This window comes from Rhodococcus sp. IEGM 1379 (assembly GCF_030056815.1).
GTDB lineage: Bacteria > Actinomycetota > Actinomycetes > Mycobacteriales > Mycobacteriaceae > Rhodococcus_F.
The window spans coordinates 1-18,926 of the sequence record NZ_JASHKR010000084.1; the positions used below are offsets into that span (position 1 = coordinate 1).

Consider the following 18,926-nt stretch of genomic DNA (forward strand, 5'->3'; position numbering starts at 1 on the left):
CGGTGGCGCTGGCTACGATGGACACGATGCGGGGTATTCGCTGAGTCCGACACACAATCGGCCGCTGCAGAAGCGACCGACACAGAAGCGACCGACATTGATCCGGAAGTTTCGACACAAACACAGATTTTCACTACGGAGGTCAAGGGTTGATCGGCGAAATGCTCGAACGCCGCTATCGCGTGGACGCGCCAATCGCGCGCGGCGGAATGTCAACTGTGTATCGAGGTCTCGATACCCGGTTGGATCGACCCGTCGCGATCAAAGTCATGGATCCACAGTTCGCCGCCGATCCGGCCTTTCTGACGCGTTTCGAGTTCGAAGCGCGGGCAGTTGCACGCCTCAAACATCCAGCGCTGGTTGCGGTCTACGACCAGGGCAGCGATCGCGGTCATGCGTTCCTCGTCATGGAATTGGTCGACGGCGGCACTCTGCGCGAACTGCTCCGTGAGCGTGGCCCCATGCCGCCGCACGCTGTTGCCGCCGTTATCGGCCCGGTCCTCGATGCATTGGCGGTGGCACATCGGGGCGGCTTGGTGCACCGAGATGTCAAACCGGAAAACATCCTGATCTCGGACTCGGGTGAAGTAAAGATCGCCGATTTCGGTCTGGTCCGAGCAGCTGCCGCCGCAACAACGACGTCGAACAGCGTCATTCTGGGCACGGCCGCGTACTTGTCTCCCGAGCAAGTCACGTCGGGCGTAGCGGATCCGCGCAGCGATGTGTACTCGACCGGCGTCTTGATGTTCGAACTCCTCACCGGTACAACACCTTTCACCGGAGACACATCACTGTCCATCGCGTATCAGAGAATTCACGACGACGTCCCGCCGCCCAGTTCACGCATCGCCGGAGTGCCGGCGCAGTTCGATCGCCTCGTCGCCCAGGCCACGCACCGCGAACCGGCACATCGATTTGCCGACGCCGGCGAGATGGCAGCCGCCCTACGCATCGTGTGCGAACAGCTCGAGCTCCCCCCGTACCGCGTTCCCGCCCCCCGGCGATCCGCACAGCATCAGAGCGCAAACCCGGCGCCGCAGCCCACACCGGCTCCCCGCCCCACCCAGAACCCAGACCACGCAGCTACCACGGCGTTTGTTCCGGGCGCTGCGGCAGCGCCCACCACGGTTACGCTTCACAGTGCGCCCCCGGCGAACGACGGAATCCAGCACACCAGAGCAGTCACGGCGCAAACAGTGCGTCCGTCCGTCGCTGACGAAGACCCCGCGGACGACACCGCAGATCAGGTCGACGACCCCAACGCCCATTTCGCCGACGCTCGACGACGCTCCCGCCGCACCGCTCTGGTCTGGCTGCTTGTCGTCGCACTGCTCGCGCTCGCCCTGGGTGTCGGCGGCTGGTGGATGGGATCGGGCCGATTCACGGCAGTTCCCCAGATCGGCGGCCTGAGCAAGGACGCCGCACTGACCGCGCTGCACGACGCCAACTTGTCTCCGGAGATTCGTGGTGAGTACTCCGACTCCCAGGCCGTCGACATCGTCGTCGGCACCGACCCGGCCGCAGGTTCGCGGGTCACGCGCGGTTCGAGCGTCGCACTCGTGACCTCGCTCGGACGCCCCACTGTGCCGCCCGCCGGCGGCAGCGTCAACGACACCAAGAGTCAGCTCACCGCGCGCACCCTGGTACCCGTCGACGGCGGTGAAACTTTCAGTTCCAAGGTCCCCATCGGCGGAGTCGCCGCACTCGAGCCAGCGCCGGGAACGGCAGTGCCGGTGGGCTCCTCCGTCAAGGTCGTCACGTCCAAAGGATCACCACCCGTTGACGTTCCCGACGTGAAAGGCATGTCGGAGAACGCCGCCCGCGCCGCCCTCGACAAGGTGGGCATCACCGTCAGCGAAACCCGAACCGTCTTCGACGAGAAGGTCGAGGGCGGCAAGATCATCGGCACAGATCCGGCTGTGGGTTCGTCGGTCAGCGCCGGAACATCCGTTGTACTGCTCGTCTCGAATTCCGTGAAAGTACCCAATCTTCTCGGGCGTACCGTCTCCTCGGCCCGCGAAGAACTCACCCGAATCGGTCTCGAACTCACTGTGCGCCAACTGACGCAGAACGACGGTTCCCTCATCGTCAGTCAGAGCGACAAAAACGATCTGGTTGCCAAAGGCTCCAACGTCACCGTCGTCGCAATTCCCTAAGACAACTACTGCTCCCTGAACCCTGTACGCACGGGTTTCTCACCAGCAGCGATCTTGAAACAACCGACCAGTTCAACCGATCAGTAACAGTCATCCGATGAGCTAGCGTTGAAAGGACACTGGAAACTGGTCTCCCTCGGAGCGGCATTCATCGTTGCGACTGCATTGATCGTGGTGACGACACTCTCGAACTCTCCCGGGCCGGATGCGCCCACACGAAACAACGGACCGGTCGCGCAACATAATATTGTCGACATCGACCTCTCCAGTCCGCCGCAGCAAGCCTGGGAACTCGATGTTCGAATGCTCACGGGCAACTCCGGCGACGTTCTGCTGTCGATGCCGTCCACACTCGACTCCTACTACGGGTATGGAACCGTGTATTACGGGTATGGAACCGTGTATCAAGTCGGGAACATCCTGGTAGCCGCAACGGCGAATCCCGTCCCCAAAACCGATGAGTCCTCGGCTAGCCAAGGAGTCGGCAACGTCTCCCTGATCGGCATTAATCCCGACAACGGGACTCCCCTGTGGAAGACACGCATAGGAGGAGCGATCCGCCAGTGCAGCCAGCAAAACAAGTCGACGATCATCGCGTGCTGGGGCAATCGACGCGTCGCCTTTCTCGATACCTCCTCCGGCGCACTCCTATCCGACCTCGGGACCGACTTCGACCTCAATGGGGCCAGTCACCGGAGAGACGGTCTACACATCCGGAGAGACAGTGAACGGATCATTACGTACACGAATCCTCACTAGTGGCAACACAACCAACCTCACAGCCAACTTCATTCGAAAATTCGAACCAAGTGAGAAGTTCGGCTCGGTCTACGCAATCCCCTCCACCGACACCGTCATCGCTATGGAACAGGGCACAGGCGATCCACAGTATCGCTACACGATCTACGACCTGCATTCCGGCACAGAACGATTTCGCTTCGAAGGCGATTCGCTGATTCCGGTCGGCGACGGCCTTTTCCTCACCGGCCTCGGCGGACGATCAGGCTATGTCGGAACCCAGAACCTACTCGCTTCCGACGGTTCTACGATTCGCGCGGTTCCCATTCCCTCGTATTCCTCGTCGCAGTATCCGAGCATGCCTTCGACGGCGCTGCCGATGTTTCTCGGCGACGGCGCCTACGACCCTACGTCCGGCGACGAGCTTTGGCGCAGTTCACAATTGGTCGATACACAGATGGCCGGCACCAGTAGCACTATCGCTGCAATCGTCGGAAACGCCATCCTGGTAACTTCTCCGGAGTCTCGAACGATCTCGGCTCTCGACATCGAGTCCGGTCGCCAACTCTGGCAGACACCACGGCAAGACGCGTACTGGATCCGAAACGGTGTAACCAATGGGGAGAACTTCGTCTTCAGCGACTACACGGGCATTCACTCGATCCGGGCCCACGACGGGAAGATGATGTGGTCGGTTCCTCTTCCCGCAGTGGTCGACCCGAGAGGAGTTGCCATCGCGAATGCGGGCAACAATGTGTCATTCTCCTGGAAAAATCACTTCGCTGTCTGGCGATAGACTATCTACCTCGGGCGTCGAAAACGCCCCCACTCGCAGATACGAGTGAGGGCGTTCGAAACGAATGAGATTCAGCCACGCAGCATTTCGGCGACGAGGAACGCAAGCTCCAACGACTGCTGAGTGTTGAGACGGGGATCGCAAGCCGTCTCGTAGCGACCCGACAAATCACCGTCGGAAATATCCTGCGCGCCACCGAGACACTCGGTGACGTTCTCACCGGTCAGTTCGACGTGAATTCCGCCCGGATGAGTTCCGAGTCCGTTGTGCACCTCGAAGAATCCCTGAACCTCGTCGACGATGCGATCGAAGTGACGGGTCTTGTATCCGGTGGATGCCTCATGCGTGTTGCCGTGCATGGGATCGCACTGCCAGATGACCTGATGGCCGGTGGCCTGGACCTTCTCGATGATGGCGGGAAGCAGGTCACGAACCTTGCCGTTGCCCATCCGCGAGATCAGGGTCAATCGGCCTGGCTTGTTGGTCGGGTCGAGGCGCTCGACGTATTCGACGGCCATTTCCGGGGTGGTCGTGGGACCGATCTTCAACCCGATCGGGTTGGACACCAGTTCTGCGAAAGCGATGTGCGCGCCGTCGAGCTGACGGGTGCGGTCACCGATCCACAGAAAGTGCGCGGACAAGTCGTACAACTTGGGGTGTTCGCTGTCGTTGTCGAGACGCAGCATTGCACGCTCGTAGTCGAGGACCAGCGCCTCGTGGCTAGCAAAGATCTGCGCCTGGTGCAGGCTTGGGTCCGTGACACCGCAGGCATTCATGAACTGCAGACCACGATCTATTTCCGAAGCCAGCTGCTCGTAACGCGCACCCGCGGGGGATGCAGCGACAAACTCACGATTCCAGTCGTGAACCTTGTGCAGATCTGCCATACCCGCGCCGGTAAGCGCGCGAACCAGGTTCATCGCAGCGCTGGCGTTGGCGTATGCCCGCACGAGCCGTGACGGATCGTGGGCACGCACAGCTTCATCGGCGACGATCGAGTTGACCATGTCGCCGCGGTAGGACTTGAGGCCCAATGCGTCGATGTCGGACGAACGAGGCTTGGCGTACTGGCCGGCGATGCGAGCGACCTTGACCACCGGCATCGACGAGCCGTAGGTGAGCACAACAGCCATCTGCAGCAAAGTGCGGATGTTGCCCTTGATGTGAGGCTCGGTGTTGTCGGCAAACGTCTCGGCGCAGTCACCGCCCTGGAGCAGGAAGGCCTCGCCGCGCGCTACCTGAGCAAGGCGCTCGGACAGCGCCTCCACTTCGCTTGCCACCGTGATCGGCGGCACGCTCTCGAGCACAGTGCGCATCGCGGCCGCCTGATCAGCGGGCCACGAAGGCTGCTGCGCAGCAGGTTTTGCGAGTGCCTCGTCGAGCTGCTGACGCAGTCCGGCAGGCAACGGCGGGAGTTCGGGCAAGCGGTCGATGGGCACGTCGACGGTCCAGTTCACGACTCCAGGATATTCGCTCACCCGACCGCGCGTCACACAGGCTCTCGATAGCTGAGAACTCGACTGCCCGTGTCACCCATCACAGCTGGTCAGCGAAGTGACCGGGCCCGAGCGATCGCGTCGAACTTCACGAGGTTGTGTCGTGCGTCCGCGAGCGCGTCATGGGCGTCGGCCGGCGCTGACGGGAGCGCTGGACTGCCGTTGTCCTCCCAGAACTGGCGGAGCTCACGGGTGTAGCGCGGCAACGACTGAGGTAACTCGGTCATGTCACCCCACAGTTGGCACAACGCGACGTGGTCGTATGCCGCGACCCAGGCCCACAGTTCCGGAACGACCATCGGCCGGGGAACAAAGAACTTCAGGAGATCGTCGCGGATCTTGTCTCGTGACTTCCACAGCGGCGACGAAGGCTGCGGCAGTTTCGGCAGGACGTTCTTGCGCACCCAACTCCCGGCGCGCGCCGGATCGAACTCGGTGGAGACGGCGTAGTACTCACGACCGTCCTCACAGACGACGCCGATGGACACGAGGTCGATGGTTCGACCGTCTTCGATGAATTCACAGTCGTAGAAGTAGCGCACGTCCGAAAACTATGCCGCACGCGCCACCTCGAGGGCTAATGCGCGTGCGGCAGTTGTGGCGAATCTCTAGCTGGCCCGCGTGTCCGGGACCGGCGCCTGATCGGGATCCGCATTATTCTCATCAGGGAGGGCGACCAGTTCGACGACGGGTTCGGCCGCCGGGGATGTTTCAGCAGGCTTGGTCGGCTGCTTGTTCTTCAGGCTCGCCGCATAAATGTCAACGTACTCCTGACCGGATAGCTTCATCAGCTTGTACATCACCTCGTCGGTGACGGCCCGCTCCACGAAACGGTTACCGCCCATACCTTCGAACCGAGAGAAGTCGATGGGCTCGCCGACGATGATGGTGACCTTGGCCGGACGCCACATCCGCGATCCGATGGGATTCATCTTGTCGGTGCCGACCATGGCAACCGGAATCACCTTGACGCCGGATTCCAGTGCGAGGCGGGCCATTCCGGTCTTTCCCTTGTAGAGGCGACCGTCGGGAGAGCGTGTGCCCTCCGGATAAATCCCGAGAAGACTCCCGGAATTGAGAACCTTCAGTCCGGCATTGAGGGCGTCTTGGGCCGCGTCGGCGCCGGTACGGTCGATCGGAACCTGGCCGACGGCGGTGAAGAACCACCGCTGGAATGCACCCTTGAGTCCGGTGCCGGTGAAGTACTCACTCTTGGCCAGGAAGGTGATCCGGCGGTTCGACCGCAACGGCAGGTAAAACGAATCGAGGACAGCCTGATGGTTGCTGGCCAGAATCGCCGCGCCCTCAGTGGGAATGTTCTCGTGGCCTTTGATCGTCGGACGTCCGAGGACCCACAGAATCGGCCCCACAAACACATATTTGACGAGCCAATACCACACGGCGTCCCTCCCATTCACAACCCGAATTGCCCTGTGCACGACCTTACTGCGCACCCGTAAGGCCCGCTACACATGCCCCGGGAGCACCGGCGCATGAGCCGGTGTGACTCAAGCGGCGGCCAGGCGAAACGGGGGCTGACACTGCAGATCGTGCCAACGTCGCAGCTCCCACCATGCCCGCCGCTTCACCCAACTGCGCGCTCCGAATACGCGCGAGCGGCCGATGTTTGGCACCGGTCAGCAAACTCGCATACTGCTCACGGGCTTCGTCGAGAAACAGCGGCGCAGAACTCGCAACACCGCCGGCAATCACGACAAGATCCGGATCGTAGACATCTCCGACCACGGCCAGACCCACCGCCAGCCACCTCGTGAACTCCGCCATCGTCGCCAACGCAATCGGATCTCCGTCGTACGCGGCGTTGGCGATTCGGCGTCCGGTCAGTCCGCCCGCATCGATGCCGACTTCCCGGGCAAGAACAGTCGACGCGGCGGGATCCGCGGCAAGTAGTTCAATTGCGGTGTCCACCAACGCCGTACCGCTGCAGTATCGCTCCCAACAACCACGTTTCCCGCAAGCACACGGGCGCCCATCCGGCACCACCTGTATGTGACCGAGTTCGGGCGCTACGCCATGACTCCCCCGGTACAGCTCGCCATTGACGAGCAACGCGGCACCGATACCCGTGCCGATCGCCACCATCACGACATTGTGGTGGCCGGAAGCCGCACCGAACCGATGTTCCGCGTACGCCGCGGCATTGGCGTCGTGCTCGAGGACCACGGGAAGACCCAGTCGCGCACTCAGGTCACTACCTACCGGCGCATCGACCCACGGCAGGTGCGGAGCAAAACGCACGGCAGTGCGATCCAAAGTGATGAACCCGGCAACAGCCAAACCGACCGCGGCAACGTCATGCCTGCCGACCAGTTCGCGAACCACCCGGTCCAAGGCATTCTCGAGCGACCGGGCCGACTGCGGCGTCGGAGCTTGCGCCGTGTCGAGGACTTGGCCGTCCACATCCACCACCGAGGCACGGATGCTGGTGCCGCCCACATCGATTCCGATAGTCAAAAAATCGGTAGTCGAGAAATCGGCAGCCGCGCCACGACGCCCGTTCATCGCAGCCACTCTCCGCACTCCATACGCATTCTGACGATTGTGCCCACAGAAAGCCGTCAGTACCAGCCGTCCGACGGAAACAGCACCGACTCAGGGTTTGACGGTCACCGTGATCGGCACGAAGGCAGACGCACGAGGTTCGGACTGGGCAGAATCATCGGCCGGCGAGGCTCCACCGTCCGGACCACTGTCGGGCCCGTTGTGTCCGCCCAGAAACTCGTCGAGAAGCTCGCGCAGCAGCGCCAAGAGGACTGCGGCCTGCCCGGCGAGAAAGGCGAGAAGTTCATGGTGCTCACCCCGTACCAGCGCCGCGAGCGCGCATACCGGACACCAACTGCACCCGCCGAACGCGGGCAACTCCGCCTGGTTCTGTCCGTCTTCGTGCCCGGACGCACGGCCTTCGGCCAGTTGCGCCAGCATCGGTTCCACGCGCGCCAAGACGGAATCGGCCAACACACGAAATTCTGCGAGTAGCCGGGTGTGGTCTTCGTTCATACCGGCCACACCGCAGGATCCGGTACAAATCGAATAATCAGGTCGGTTCCGTGCAGCTCAGCCCCACTGACGACGCAACGACGCAATACCGACGCCAATCTCACTCTCCGCCGCACCCCGTCCGCTCCCACCAGTACATCGTCCTCCACCCGGCCCAACGACAACGACGACGGATCGACGAGCGGAAGGTACATCCGCATCGCGTAGACCGAATCCACTCCAGTACCCGACTCCAGCGTCACCGTCACGAGTTCGGTGTGGCTATGCGGTTCCGGAACAGACCCCTCGTCGATTGCCGGCACCGCACCCTCGAGTGCGGCCGCAATGTCGCCCAGAGCCGCCAACCCTACCGGTTCGGTTTCCGCCTGTTCGACAACCTCGACCGGGACGGCCCCAGCGGCCAGGCGCAGCGAGTCGACACACGAGCGTTGCGCATCACGGCGGTTGGCCAGCCACCGAGTTGCGCCATCGGACGTCGAACTACGGTCCGACGCCGAATCGAATTGCGGCACAATTCCATTGACGAGAATTCGCTGAACCTGCACGCCCGAGAGCGCCAGACCCGACAGCGTGCGACGCGTCGCAAGGACGGCACTCGACTCGGCTGAAGTCACCAAGTGAACGGTGGTAGTGGAACGATCCGCGAGAAACCCTGAAATCTGGTCGACCGTCGATACGACGCGCTCGATCACCGACACCAGCAGGATCAGACGCACGTCGTTCGCCGCGACGACAGACAAGCGTCGATGGCGCGGCCACACTCGCTCGAGGTACTCGGACACCATCGCCGGAGCCCCGAAGACACGCAACGCTTCAGTCGCCGCGGGACAATCCACGATCACGACGTCGTACTCACCACTCGATGCCATCCGAACGACTTCGGCGATCGCCAAGATGTCCGCGATGCCGAGCGAACCCGTCAACTCCTCGGGTTCCAGAGTGTCGAAGGTCGAACCATGTTCGTGGGCGCCCGCGGCGTCCAGCAACACCGACAGCCCACGGAATTTGTCCTCGACGAGAGTCAACAGGTCGATTTGCCAGACATCCAGCCCGCCGACGAGTGGGGTCACCTCGCGCGGAACCGGGATCGCCAGCACATCCGCCAGGGAATGTGCCCGATCGATCGACATCAGCAAGACTTTCGATCCCGCAGACGCGGCCGAAAGCGCGGCCGCAGCGGCGAGCGTCGTGGCCCCGCTGCCTCCTTTACCGGTGAACAGTTGGATACGGGTTCGCGCGCCGTTCAGCCCTCGACTCGCTTCTTCAGTTCTTTCAACGCGGTATCGGTGATGATCTTCTCGGCCTTACGTTTGAACAGCCCGATCATGGGAATCGTCAGGTCGACGGTCAGCTCGTACGTCACGGACGTCGTACCGTCGGGTTCGGAATGCAGAGTGTACGAACCGGACTGAGATTTCTGAATCTCGCCGGACAGCAGTTCCCAGCTCACCGACATTCCGTCGGGTCCCCAGTTGTACTGCAATTCGTACGTATCCTTGACCATGCCCGCATCCAGAACGAAGCGCACCCGATCTGCGCGCCCACTGGTACCGACGGCCGTAACCTCGACGGACTTTGCCGCCGCAACCCACGCGGGATACGCCTCGAAATCGGCGATCACACCCATCACGGCGTCGGCCGGAGCGTCGATGCTGATCAACCCCTTGGTTTTCTCGGCCATACGACTACTCTTCCTTCCTCGAGATTCGACTGCATCGGCCGACGTCAGGCCGGCGATACGCCAGCCGGACGTCCGGCTTCCAATTCACGCTTGATAGCAAAAGCCATCACCTTGCCGTCGACACGACGTTTGCGGTTCATCCCTGCCAGATCGAGCCCTGCCAGACCGGATGGCGACACACCGACCGGTTCGGCATGAAGAAAATAATGGACAATCGCTCCGTCCATTACCGGTTCGAGCCACACCTCCATTGTGCCCACGAGTTGGCCCGACACACCCCAACGGAAGCCTGCGGGTCCACGATCCTCGCGGACCTCGAGCTCGAGATCTCGCCACCAATGACGCCATTGCGCGCGCGAAGACAACAGTTCGGCGACGCGCTCGGGCGGTGCCGCGATAAAAGTCTGGTCTGCGACCTGAATGCTGCTCACGGGAGTTAGCTTCACATATTGCACCGACGCGCCGGCGAGGGGCCACCGGACCGTTACCAACCGGTCATGATGTTAACCCGATCACAACCAGGCCGGACGTGCGACTACAGTGATGGGCGTCAGACCCTACTCGTCAGTATTTCGCAGTGTCGGAGGTATTTCGTGCCTGAATACAGCGCACCCCAGACGTTCACGATTCCCGAGGATGCCTCTGCGGTCGACTCGGTGTTCGCCTTCGCGAAGACAAAGCCGGCGGCAATCGTCTACAAACGCAAGGTCGGATCCGCTTGGGTCGACGTCACTGCAAGCGAGTTCGCCGCGCAGGTGACCGCAGTCGCAAAGGGCTTCATCGCGATCGGAGTCAAGCAGGGCGATCGCGTCGGACTGATGTCCGCGACTCGCTACGAATGGCCGCTGATCGACTACGCCATCTGGGCAGCCGGCGGCGTCACGGTCCCGATCTACGAAACCTCCGCTGCCGAGCAGGTCCGCTGGATCCTCGAGGATTCCGAAGCGATCGATCTCATCGTCGAAAACGACACCCACTCCGCCACAGTCAAGGACGTGGCCGCTGCAGCGCCGGCACTGCGCACGGTCTATCAGATCGACGCACCGGCAGGCGGACGCAGCGCCATCGACGAACTGACGGCCTTGGGCGCCGATATTTCCGACGGGGAAGTGCAGGCTCGCGTCGACGCACTGAAGGCCTCCGATCCCGCCACCCTGATCTACACGTCCGGCACCACCGGTCGCCCCAAGGGCTGCCAGCTGACGCACTCCAACCTCATCGCCGAGTCGAAGGGCATCCAAGAGTCCAACCTCGGCGAACTCCTCAGAACCCCCGGCGTCCGATCGCTGATGTTCCTGCCCTTGGCGCATGTCCTCGCTCGCGCCGTCAGCATCGCGTCGTTCGACTCCGGTGCAGCACTGGGACACACCAGCGACATCCCGAACCTCGTACCTACCTTCGGCGAATTCAAGCCGGACTTCATCCTCTCGGTACCCCGCGTTTTCGAGAAGGTCTACAACAGCGCCCGCGCAAAAGCCCACGGTGACGGCAAGGGCAAAATCTTCGATGCGGCAGCTGACACGGCAATCGCCTGGAGCGAGGCACAGGACAAGGGCGGCCCCGGCATTGTCCTCAAGCTCAAGCACGCCCTGTTCGACAAGCTCGTCTACTCCAAGCTGCGCGCCGCACTCGGCGGGCAATGCCAGTTGGCTATCTCGGGCGGCGCCCCGCTGGGCGCCCGCCTCGGCCACTTCTTCCGCGGCATCGGCATCACGATCTACGAGGGCTACGGCCTCACCGAAACCACGGCAGCCTTCGCGGTCAACACGATCGGCGCCCAGAAGGTCGGATCCGTCGGAAAGCCGTTGGCCGGCAACTCTGTTCGCATTGCCGACGACGGCGAAATCCTCCTCTCCGGACCCGTGGTATTCAGCGGATACTGGCGCAACGAGAAAGCGACCGCCGAGTCCATCGAGAACGGCTGGTTCCACACCGGCGACCTTGGAACCGTCGACAACGACGGCTTCATCACGATCACCGGCCGCAAGAAGGAAATCATCGTCACCGCCGGCGGAAAGAACGTCTCCCCCGCGCAGCTCGAAGATTCACTTCGCGCACACCCTCTCATCAGTCAGGCAATCGTGGTCGGCGACCAGAAGCCGTTCATCGGCGCCCTGATCACCATCGACGCCGAAGCACTTCCGGCCTGGAACGAGCGCAACAACAAGGCCGCCGGTACCACGGCAGCCGACCTCGTGACGGACGGCGAACTCGTCGGCGAAATCCAGGACGCGATCGACGAAGCCAACAATCTCGTCTCTCATGCCGAGGCGATCAAGAAGTTCAAGATCCTCCCGGTCGACTTCTCCGAGGACACAGGCGAACTCACGCCCACGATGAAGCTCAAGCGCAACGTCGTGCATGCTTCGTTCGCCGCTGAAATCGACATGATCTACGCAAAGTAGAACACCGCTCGAGACAACTGTGGCCGCCACACCTGTTCGCAGGTGCGGCGGCCATAGTTTTGTTCGCTGGTTGCAGTAGTCCCATAATCTCCGGGACTCCCTAGACCAATCGCGACTCGACCGGCACGACCACGGCAGGCGTACCTACCGGTGGGCGTTCCAGGCATGACACATGGGGCAGATCTCGAGCGCGTCGTCTACTCACGGTGGCCCGCGGCGGGATCGCCACGGGCCACGCTGTCAGTTCTGTACGCGGCGAGGAAGATCAGTTTGCACTCGAGCTGCCCAAGCCCAAGCTCCCGATGCTGCCGAATGGACCGGAGCCATTGCCGGCGCCATCTTCACCGATGCGGAACGTGGTCATCACGGCCGCGTGGTCCGAGGTCCACTCGTTGTTCAGATGGCCCGGCATCAGCGCCGGATCACCTGCCACCATCACCGCGGAATCAACAACCTTGGCCGCACCACCGAAGTAGACGAAGTCGATCCGATCCTGCGGCTCCGCCTGGCCCGCGTTCTTGTCGTACCCATATCCGCCGGCGAACGTCTTGTAGATAGGCGACCAGGTGACCCCGGGGTCCGCAACCGGGTCGGGGTGTGCCACCCGGTACGAGTCCTGCAACCCGGCCGCCATCGGCACCACCGACGTCGGCCACGGCACATTGGTGTAGCCGCACCGCTGGGTATTCGCATTCCAATCCAGGTGCGACGGCGCATTGAAGTCGCCGGTCAGGAACACCGGGATATCCTGCGCAGCAGCGATATCCGCGCGCATCTCCGCCACGATGGACTCGATCTGTCCCGTACGGCCGGACTGCGCCTCCTTCGCCAGGATCGCATCCACACTGAGCCCCCCGAAGCAGGCTTCGTACGGCCCATACGGAGCAGCGCCTAGGTGCGCGTTCCACACGACGACGTCCTGATCGCCGATTCGGACCTTGATTTCGATGGCCGGGGAGATCGGCCCGGTTCCGTGGTCACGCGCTTCCACGATGGGGTATCGGCTGATCACACCCACGTCGGCCACCTCGTAGTACTCCCAGCCGAGCCCCTCCGCCAGTTCCCGCACAGAGACCTCGTCGGTCTCCTGCATTCCGACGATGTCTACATCGGAGTCGAGCAGGAACGCCAGCTGCTTCTCGCGACCGCCCGCCACGTGGCTGCCACCGTGCCACAGGTTGAACGACATGACGTTCAGCTCCGATGCCAGATCCGCGCCCCCTGGCCACACGTCGATCCCTACGTTCGCCACGACCGTCTCGCCCCCGGCATTGCGCGCCTCGACGCGGATTGGTGTGGCGCCCGTCGTGGGTGGGGTGCCCGCAATCGTGCCGTCCGCGGCGACATTGACCCAGCCGGGGCCGGTGAGCTTGGCGAAGGTGAGGCCGTCGACGCGACCACGCACGAGCCCACCGATCTTCGCCTCGTATCCCTCACCGACGCGGGCGTTGCGCAGCGTGAAGCCGTCGGTGACGAAGCGTAGCGGCTCATCGCTCGTGACCTGCAGCTCAACGGGCGGTGCAAGCCACTCGTAGCCATCCTTGGCCAGCGCGAACAGGAGGTAGCGGCCCGGGTCCAATCCGGCACTCGGCAACGTGGCCGTGCCGGTGACCCCATCGATAGTGACCCACGCCAGGGAGGGTCCGACGTACTTCTCGTCGACGGGGCCGTTCCCGCCGACCTTGTACAGCCCGATCCAGTTGGTGGGGTCAGGATCCGAGATCTGGTAGCCGACCTTGATCGGCTGGCCGGTGCCGATCACCGGGGATTCCAGCAACAGTTCGCCGCTGGGCGACGCGGGGACTGCTGCGGACGGCACAGCAGTGAAGAGCACGGCCAGCATTGCCATGGCCAGCGTGGAGAGTATTCGCATCGGACTTCCTTGATTGACGTCGAGAGACGCTCCGGATAGTCCAATGCGCACATGGCCGAAAAGTGAACGCACAGTATTTAATTGAAACTAGGAATGTGAAGAATTCGGGCCAGCTACTCAGCCCAGTAGCTTCTGCAATTTCAAAGCGAGTGTGTCCCACTTCCATTCGGCCGCAACCCAGTCTCGGCCGGCAGCACCCATAGCGGACGCCCGATCCCGATCGGAGAGTACCTCGATCACCGAAGCCGCGACGTCAGCAACTGATGTTCCGTCAACGACGAGCCCGGTCTTGTTCTGCTGCACCGTTTCCGGAGCACCGCCGCTACGACCCGCGATAACCGGCACGCCGGAAGCCGACGCCTCCAGATACACGATCCCCAAACCTTCGACGTCGAGGCCCGCGCCGCGGGTACGACACGGCATCGCAAAGACATCGGCAATCGTGTGGTGCGCTGCCAACTCAGCTGCCGGAACGGTGCCGGTGAAGACAACGTGGTCGTCCATCTCCGTCTTGCGGACAAGTTCCCGAAGTCGATCTTCGTAGGGGCCACCGCCCACGATCACGAGAACCGCACCGTCGATGCACTTCCGAATAGCCGGAAGCGCCTTGATCAACATGTCCTGACCCTTGCGCGGAACCAACCTCGACAGACACAGAATCGTCGGCTGCTCCCCCAACCCGTAGCGATTGCGCAACTCAGACCGCGCGGCCGAATCCGGATGAAACACAGTCGTATCCACGCCGGAAGGCAAGTGCTCCAACGCCGCCTGAGCACCGAACGCCGAGGCAAATCTTCCGCGTGTGTACTTGCTGACAAACGTCACCGCGTCCGTGTGATCACCGATCACGCGCAACGACTGCCTCGCCCCGGGAATCATCGACCAGCCGACCTCGTGCCCGTGAGTACTCGCGATGACTCGAGACGCACCGGCGCGGCGAACTACAGGCGCCAACAGGGCAAGTGGAGCAGCGGCACCGAACCACACCGACTCGCAGTCACGCTTCTCGACAAGCTTCGCAGCGCGTCTGGCGACAAACGGTGTCGGGATCATCAACGTCGTGGGATGCCTGACAACCTCGAAAGGTTGAGCGGCATCGAACTTCTTGTGCGAATCTCCTCGCCACCGCGGCGCATAGACTACCAACTTGTCTGCCGGAAGATGCTTCGCGAAAGTGTGAAGGTACGACTGGATCCCGCCCGGTCTAGGCGGAAAATCATTGGTCACCAAAAGGGTCCGGCGCATCCGTCCACCGTAAAGCACGCACCGCAGTGACACGCACCCTGCTCGGACTCAGCCCAACCTGATTCAGCCCAGCCGACGATGCAACCAATCCACCCAGCCCTCGCGCAGTTCATCCATCCCGATGCCCACTACGTCATGGATACGACGATCGATCTCCGTCGGAGTCGAAGATCCCACGGCCAATGCGCGAAAAAGCTCCGTCAAGTCCGGTTCACCGAATCGTTCGGCGATATAGGTATTGATCGACCACGCCGATTCGTAGGCAAGGGAACTCACGACCGGCACTCCACCGAACTGCGAATCACCGGGAAACTGCGTGGGCGTTTCGCCGGCACGCACTGCCGCAGCCAGAGTCGGCGCAATCTCGCTCAATGCCCGGCCGGATTTACGATTGCCCGCGTACTCCGCATAACCTTCGAGAACCCACATGGGCGACCCGTCGCGCGTGCGAGAACGTGCCGCGATATGCATCATTTCGTGACGCAGGACGGCGCGTCGGGTAATCGGCGTCAGACGTGAGGCAGCAGCGGGTGAGAACACGATACGCTGGCCACTGACCTCACTCCCGCCGCTGCCAACTGCATCCGCAACCGACACCGCGGCAATCGACGACCCGTCGTGATGCGACCCGACCAACGCCGTGAACTCCTCCGGCGAACCAGCCACCATCACGACAGCGCGCTCGGACCATCCGTCGCCCCACAATTGCGTCGTATTGGCAACTGCCTCATCCAGATCCGCCGCCAAGGCGTCGACAAATGTTTGCTGACCCGGGTGCCCGACGACTATTGAATCCTCATCGGAGTTGGTCGCCACCGCCAGCGGACCGAAGTCCCACGGCCCATGCCAGGAGCCGACCGACAAGTCGGATCCAGCAGCAGCAACCGAATCGATGATCGATCCGTCTGCGAACACGAACCAGTCTCCGTTGCGCTCTGCAAAGGTCATCAGCACCGATTTGTTGGTGGGCAGCACATCGACATCGCCGAGCGCGTAGCCGAAAACAACCGGCGCGGTCCAGAGCGTGACGTCGCCGCTCGGAGCCCCGGTTCGAGTGCCTTCGGTGAGACTTCCCGGAGAGATCTGGTAATTCCAGTCCGAGAATCGCAAAGCCCGCGCCGCCGTTGCGCGCCTTATCTCGGCTTCGAGCACCCCCGGCGCGGCGGCTTTGTCGACGAACTGTGCAAGAGCCGTCGGATCCTCGGACATCTGAGCCTTTGCCCACGAATCGAGGAGGCCCTGAACTGCGACGACACGAACGGCATCCTGTTCCTTGTTCGCCCGTTCGGACGAAATCGTGGAATCCGTCAAGAGAACGGTGAGCGCCAAAACCACCACGACGGCACAACCGAGCGCGATGAGAGCCGGATACTCCCAACGACGCTGCTTTTTCGACCCTGCTACCGGAGCGGTCATGTGGTCAGTCGACACTGTGCCGAGTGTAGGAGACGCAACGGTCTCCTATTCCAATGCCTGGGTCACACGTGGTGAAATGCCACTCAATAGCGACGTGCGGTGGAGAACGGCATGCCTGCCATCGACTGCACCTTTACCGGAACACCGAATGTCGAGGCATGGAGAATGTTCCCGTCGCCCGCATAGATTCCGACGTGCGAATTGTCGCTGTAGAACGTCACGATATCGCCGGGCTGTAGCTGATCACGCGAAATGGGTGTGCCACCCGCTGCCTGCGCCTGGCTCGACCGCGGCAGGGTCTTCCCGATCTGCTTGTAGGACCACACGACAAGACCGGAGCAGTCGAACTCGTCGGGTCCGGTAGCTCCCCAGACATAGGGATCACCTATTCGGGTCAGTCCGGCCTGGAGTGCTGCTGTGCCCGACCCCGGCGTCAAGTTAGCTAAAATTTTGCTGACATCGACTCCAGGTGGGAAAGTTGTCCCGCTCAACTGCACACGTTCGGACTCCGTCAGATTGTCGAAAGCCTTGGTAACCTCGGCAACCTGCGCCTGAAGCTCACTTTGTTTCCGCTGCAGATCATCACTGAGCGCCTTCGCCTGGTCGGCCGCCGTTCGCGCTTCATCCGCTGACTGCTTCGACGATTCCGCTGCTCGGCGAGCGTCGACAGTGGCTTCGTTGAACTGACGGACCTGCACGGCCGCATCATTGGAGATGACGTCGAGTGCCGACATCTGATCAAGCAACTGCTGCGGAGAATCACTGACCATCAACGCAAAGAGGCGATTGGTCCGCGCGCCCTGATAGTTCGCCGTCGCAATACGATTCACAGCCGGCGCAACCTCGGAAACCCGTACGTTTGCCGCGTCGTATCGCTCCTGATCCGCCGCGAAGCGCGCATCGGCATCGAGGCGCAACGCCTCTTTTGCATCCAGATCGATCTGTGCGTTGTGCAATGCCTCGTTGGTTTGTTCGGACACCCGGGCAAGTTCCCCAAGTTTCTCGAGCGCCTCGGTGGGGTTGCTGATCACCGGATCGGCAGTCGCCGGCAACGCCGGCAACGCGACGAGTCCAATAGCCAACGCACTTACCGTCAGCGCAGTACGGACCCGACTGAACTTCTTCGATGAAACCACGGAACGCAACTCTCCGTCTCACTCTTACGACCCCACCAGAGTTGGCCGGATCTGTTAGCTGGATGTCAACCAATCACACTACCTGTAGACGGCAGCTAATGTCACGATCGGGTCACGGAACGGCATACGTTTACGCCTACCCACCAGTAGGTATATCGCCATGAACTATGAGGCGAAATGACCTGAAACAACAAATGTGGGTCTCGAATCACGAGATTCGAGACCCACATTCGTCAAAGCTGTGGAGCTACCCCTGCCGGCGGCGGATCGGACAGGACTCCGCGAGAAGCCGTCGATCAGTCACACGGCTCAGAAGCGGCGAGCGCCGTCGTACGGCATCGAGGACACGGGAGCCACCTTAACGGGCTGACCTGCGGTCGATGCATGGATGACATTGCCGTTGCCGGCATAGATGCCCGAGTGCGATCCGCCGTAGAACGAAATCACGTCGCCGACGCGAAGATCGGACTGCGCAACCGCGACACCGGCAGCGGCCTGGTCGTAGCTAGTACGCGGGATGTTGAGACCGGCCTGCTTGTATGCCCACTGGATGAGGCCGGAGCAGTCGAATGCGTCCGGACCCGCTGCGCCGTACACGTACGGGGAGCCCAGCTTGCTCTCTGCGGCGCGAACAGCCTGCTCACCAATGGTCGAGATGGGAGCGGCCGGTGCAGCCTGCGCGAGGGGCGCAAGTGAACCCGTGTCAGTGACACCGGGAATAACTGGAAGTGTGGGAATCGAGACGCCCGGAATGTCGAAGGTTCCGACGCCGGGGATGTTAATGGGGTCTGCCGAGGCAGGTGCAGCGGTTGTAGCGAATGCTCCGGCTGCCAGTGCGCCTGCGACTACCAAAGTCGCCGAACGCTTGAAACTATGTGACGCCACTTTAAGAGGTGCTCCATTTCTTCCATTCGTCCGCCGACCGAGTTAGCTGACGGGTTCGGGCTGGGAAGATCAGCCCTACCC

General features: G+C 62.2%; 17 protein-coding genes and 1 riboswitch. Of the genes, 4 read left to right on the top strand and 13 right to left on the bottom strand.

Annotation, left to right across the window (positions count from 1 at the left end; genetic code table 11):
* Nucleotides 1-149 precede the first annotated feature (149 nt).
* The 3 genes from pknB to QM600_RS25195 all read left to right on the top strand — a co-directional run bounded on the left by pknB (nucleotide 150) and on the right by QM600_RS25195 (nucleotide 3,690).
* Nucleotides 150-2,156, top strand: coding sequence for a Stk1 family PASTA domain-containing Ser/Thr kinase (gene pknB / locus QM600_RS25185; RefSeq protein ID WP_283264420.1), 2,007 nt, complete (start codon nucleotides 150-152; stop codon nucleotides 2,154-2,156).
* 108 nt (nucleotides 2,157-2,264) lie between these two features.
* Nucleotides 2,265-2,915, top strand: coding sequence for a hypothetical protein (locus tag QM600_RS25190; RefSeq protein ID WP_283264422.1), 651 nt, complete (start codon nucleotides 2,265-2,267; stop codon nucleotides 2,913-2,915).
* Nucleotides 2,881-3,690: an outer membrane protein assembly factor BamB family protein gene (locus tag QM600_RS25195; protein ID WP_283264423.1), complete on the top strand. Its 810-nt coding sequence runs from the start codon at nucleotides 2,881-2,883 to the stop codon at nucleotides 3,688-3,690. The genes QM600_RS25190 and QM600_RS25195 overlap by 35 nt, the downstream gene beginning before the upstream one ends.
* Before the next feature lie 71 nt (nucleotides 3,691-3,761).
* On the opposite strand, the gene QM600_RS25200 is transcribed toward QM600_RS25195, so the two are convergent.
* The 8 genes from QM600_RS25200 to QM600_RS25235 all read right to left on the bottom strand — a co-directional run bounded on the left by QM600_RS25200 (nucleotide 3,762) and on the right by QM600_RS25235 (nucleotide 10,316).
* Complete coding sequence (locus tag QM600_RS25200; protein ID WP_094275108.1) at nucleotides 3,762-5,147, bottom strand: class II 3-deoxy-7-phosphoheptulonate synthase; 1,386 nt, start codon at nucleotides 5,145-5,147, stop codon at nucleotides 3,762-3,764.
* 89 nt (nucleotides 5,148-5,236) lie between these two features.
* Nucleotides 5,237-5,728, bottom strand: a complete 492-nt coding sequence (locus QM600_RS25205) for a polyadenylate-specific 3'-exoribonuclease AS (RefSeq protein WP_094273708.1) — start codon at nucleotides 5,726-5,728, stop codon at nucleotides 5,237-5,239.
* A gap of 66 nt (nucleotides 5,729-5,794) precedes the next feature.
* Nucleotides 5,795-6,586, bottom strand: a complete 792-nt coding sequence (locus QM600_RS25210; protein ID WP_283264424.1) for a lysophospholipid acyltransferase family protein — start codon at nucleotides 6,584-6,586, stop codon at nucleotides 5,795-5,797.
* 43 nt (nucleotides 6,587-6,629) lie between these two features.
* The gene (locus tag QM600_RS25215) at nucleotides 6,630-7,709 is read right to left on the bottom strand and encodes an ROK family protein (protein ID WP_283264436.1); all 1,080 of its coding nucleotides are present in this window, start codon (nucleotides 7,707-7,709) and stop codon (nucleotides 6,630-6,632) included.
* Nucleotides 7,710-7,799: 90 nt separating this feature from the next.
* Nucleotides 7,800-8,204 carry a hypothetical protein gene (locus tag QM600_RS25220; protein ID WP_283264425.1) on the bottom strand — a complete coding sequence of 135 codons (405 nt, stop codon included), beginning with the start codon at nucleotides 8,202-8,204 and terminating at the stop codon, nucleotides 7,800-7,802.
* Nucleotides 8,201-9,451, bottom strand: a complete 1,251-nt coding sequence (locus QM600_RS25225; RefSeq protein WP_283264437.1) for an ArsA family ATPase — start codon at nucleotides 9,449-9,451, stop codon at nucleotides 8,201-8,203. Before QM600_RS25225 ends, QM600_RS25220 begins: the two co-directional genes overlap by 4 nt.
* Complete coding sequence (locus QM600_RS25230; protein ID WP_283264426.1) at nucleotides 9,448-9,885, bottom strand: SRPBCC family protein; 438 nt, start codon at nucleotides 9,883-9,885, stop codon at nucleotides 9,448-9,450. Before QM600_RS25230 ends, QM600_RS25225 begins: the two co-directional genes overlap by 4 nt.
* Before the next feature lie 44 nt (nucleotides 9,886-9,929).
* Nucleotides 9,930-10,316, bottom strand: coding sequence for a polyketide cyclase / dehydrase and lipid transport (locus QM600_RS25235; protein ID WP_283264427.1), 387 nt, complete (start codon nucleotides 10,314-10,316; stop codon nucleotides 9,930-9,932).
* A gap of 162 nt (nucleotides 10,317-10,478) precedes the next feature.
* Between QM600_RS25235 and QM600_RS25240 the strand changes: the two genes are divergently transcribed.
* The gene (locus QM600_RS25240; protein WP_283264428.1) at nucleotides 10,479-12,290 is read left to right on the top strand and encodes an AMP-dependent synthetase/ligase; all 1,812 of its coding nucleotides are present in this window, start codon (nucleotides 10,479-10,481) and stop codon (nucleotides 12,288-12,290) included.
* A gap of 265 nt (nucleotides 12,291-12,555) precedes the next feature.
* On the opposite strand, the gene QM600_RS25245 is transcribed toward QM600_RS25240, so the two are convergent.
* The 5 genes from QM600_RS25245 to QM600_RS25265 all read right to left on the bottom strand — a co-directional run bounded on the left by QM600_RS25245 (nucleotide 12,556) and on the right by QM600_RS25265 (nucleotide 18,845).
* On the bottom strand, nucleotides 12,556-14,163 hold the full coding sequence (locus QM600_RS25245) for an endonuclease/exonuclease/phosphatase family protein (protein WP_283264430.1): 1,608 nt from the start codon (nucleotides 14,161-14,163) through the stop codon (nucleotides 12,556-12,558).
* Nucleotides 14,164-14,280: 117 nt separating this feature from the next.
* Complete coding sequence (locus QM600_RS25250; RefSeq protein ID WP_283264432.1) at nucleotides 14,281-15,408, bottom strand: glycosyltransferase family 4 protein; 1,128 nt, start codon at nucleotides 15,406-15,408, stop codon at nucleotides 14,281-14,283.
* 63 nt (nucleotides 15,409-15,471) lie between these two features.
* Nucleotides 15,472-16,824 (bottom strand): hypothetical protein, encoded by a 1,353-nt coding sequence (locus QM600_RS25255; RefSeq protein WP_283264433.1) that lies wholly within the window; start codon nucleotides 16,822-16,824, stop codon nucleotides 15,472-15,474.
* Between the two features lie 83 nt (nucleotides 16,825-16,907).
* On the bottom strand, nucleotides 16,908-17,960 hold the full coding sequence (locus QM600_RS25260; protein ID WP_283264434.1) for a C40 family peptidase: 1,053 nt from the start codon (nucleotides 17,958-17,960) through the stop codon (nucleotides 16,908-16,910).
* Nucleotides 17,961-18,269: 309 nt separating this feature from the next.
* Nucleotides 18,270-18,845, bottom strand: coding sequence for a C40 family peptidase (locus QM600_RS25265; protein ID WP_283264435.1), 576 nt, complete (start codon nucleotides 18,843-18,845; stop codon nucleotides 18,270-18,272).
* Nucleotides 18,846-18,860: 15 nt separating this feature from the next.
* A riboswitch (cyclic di-AMP (ydaO/yuaA leader) is annotated at nucleotides 18,861-18,926 on the bottom strand. This riboswitch is flagged as partial in the annotation.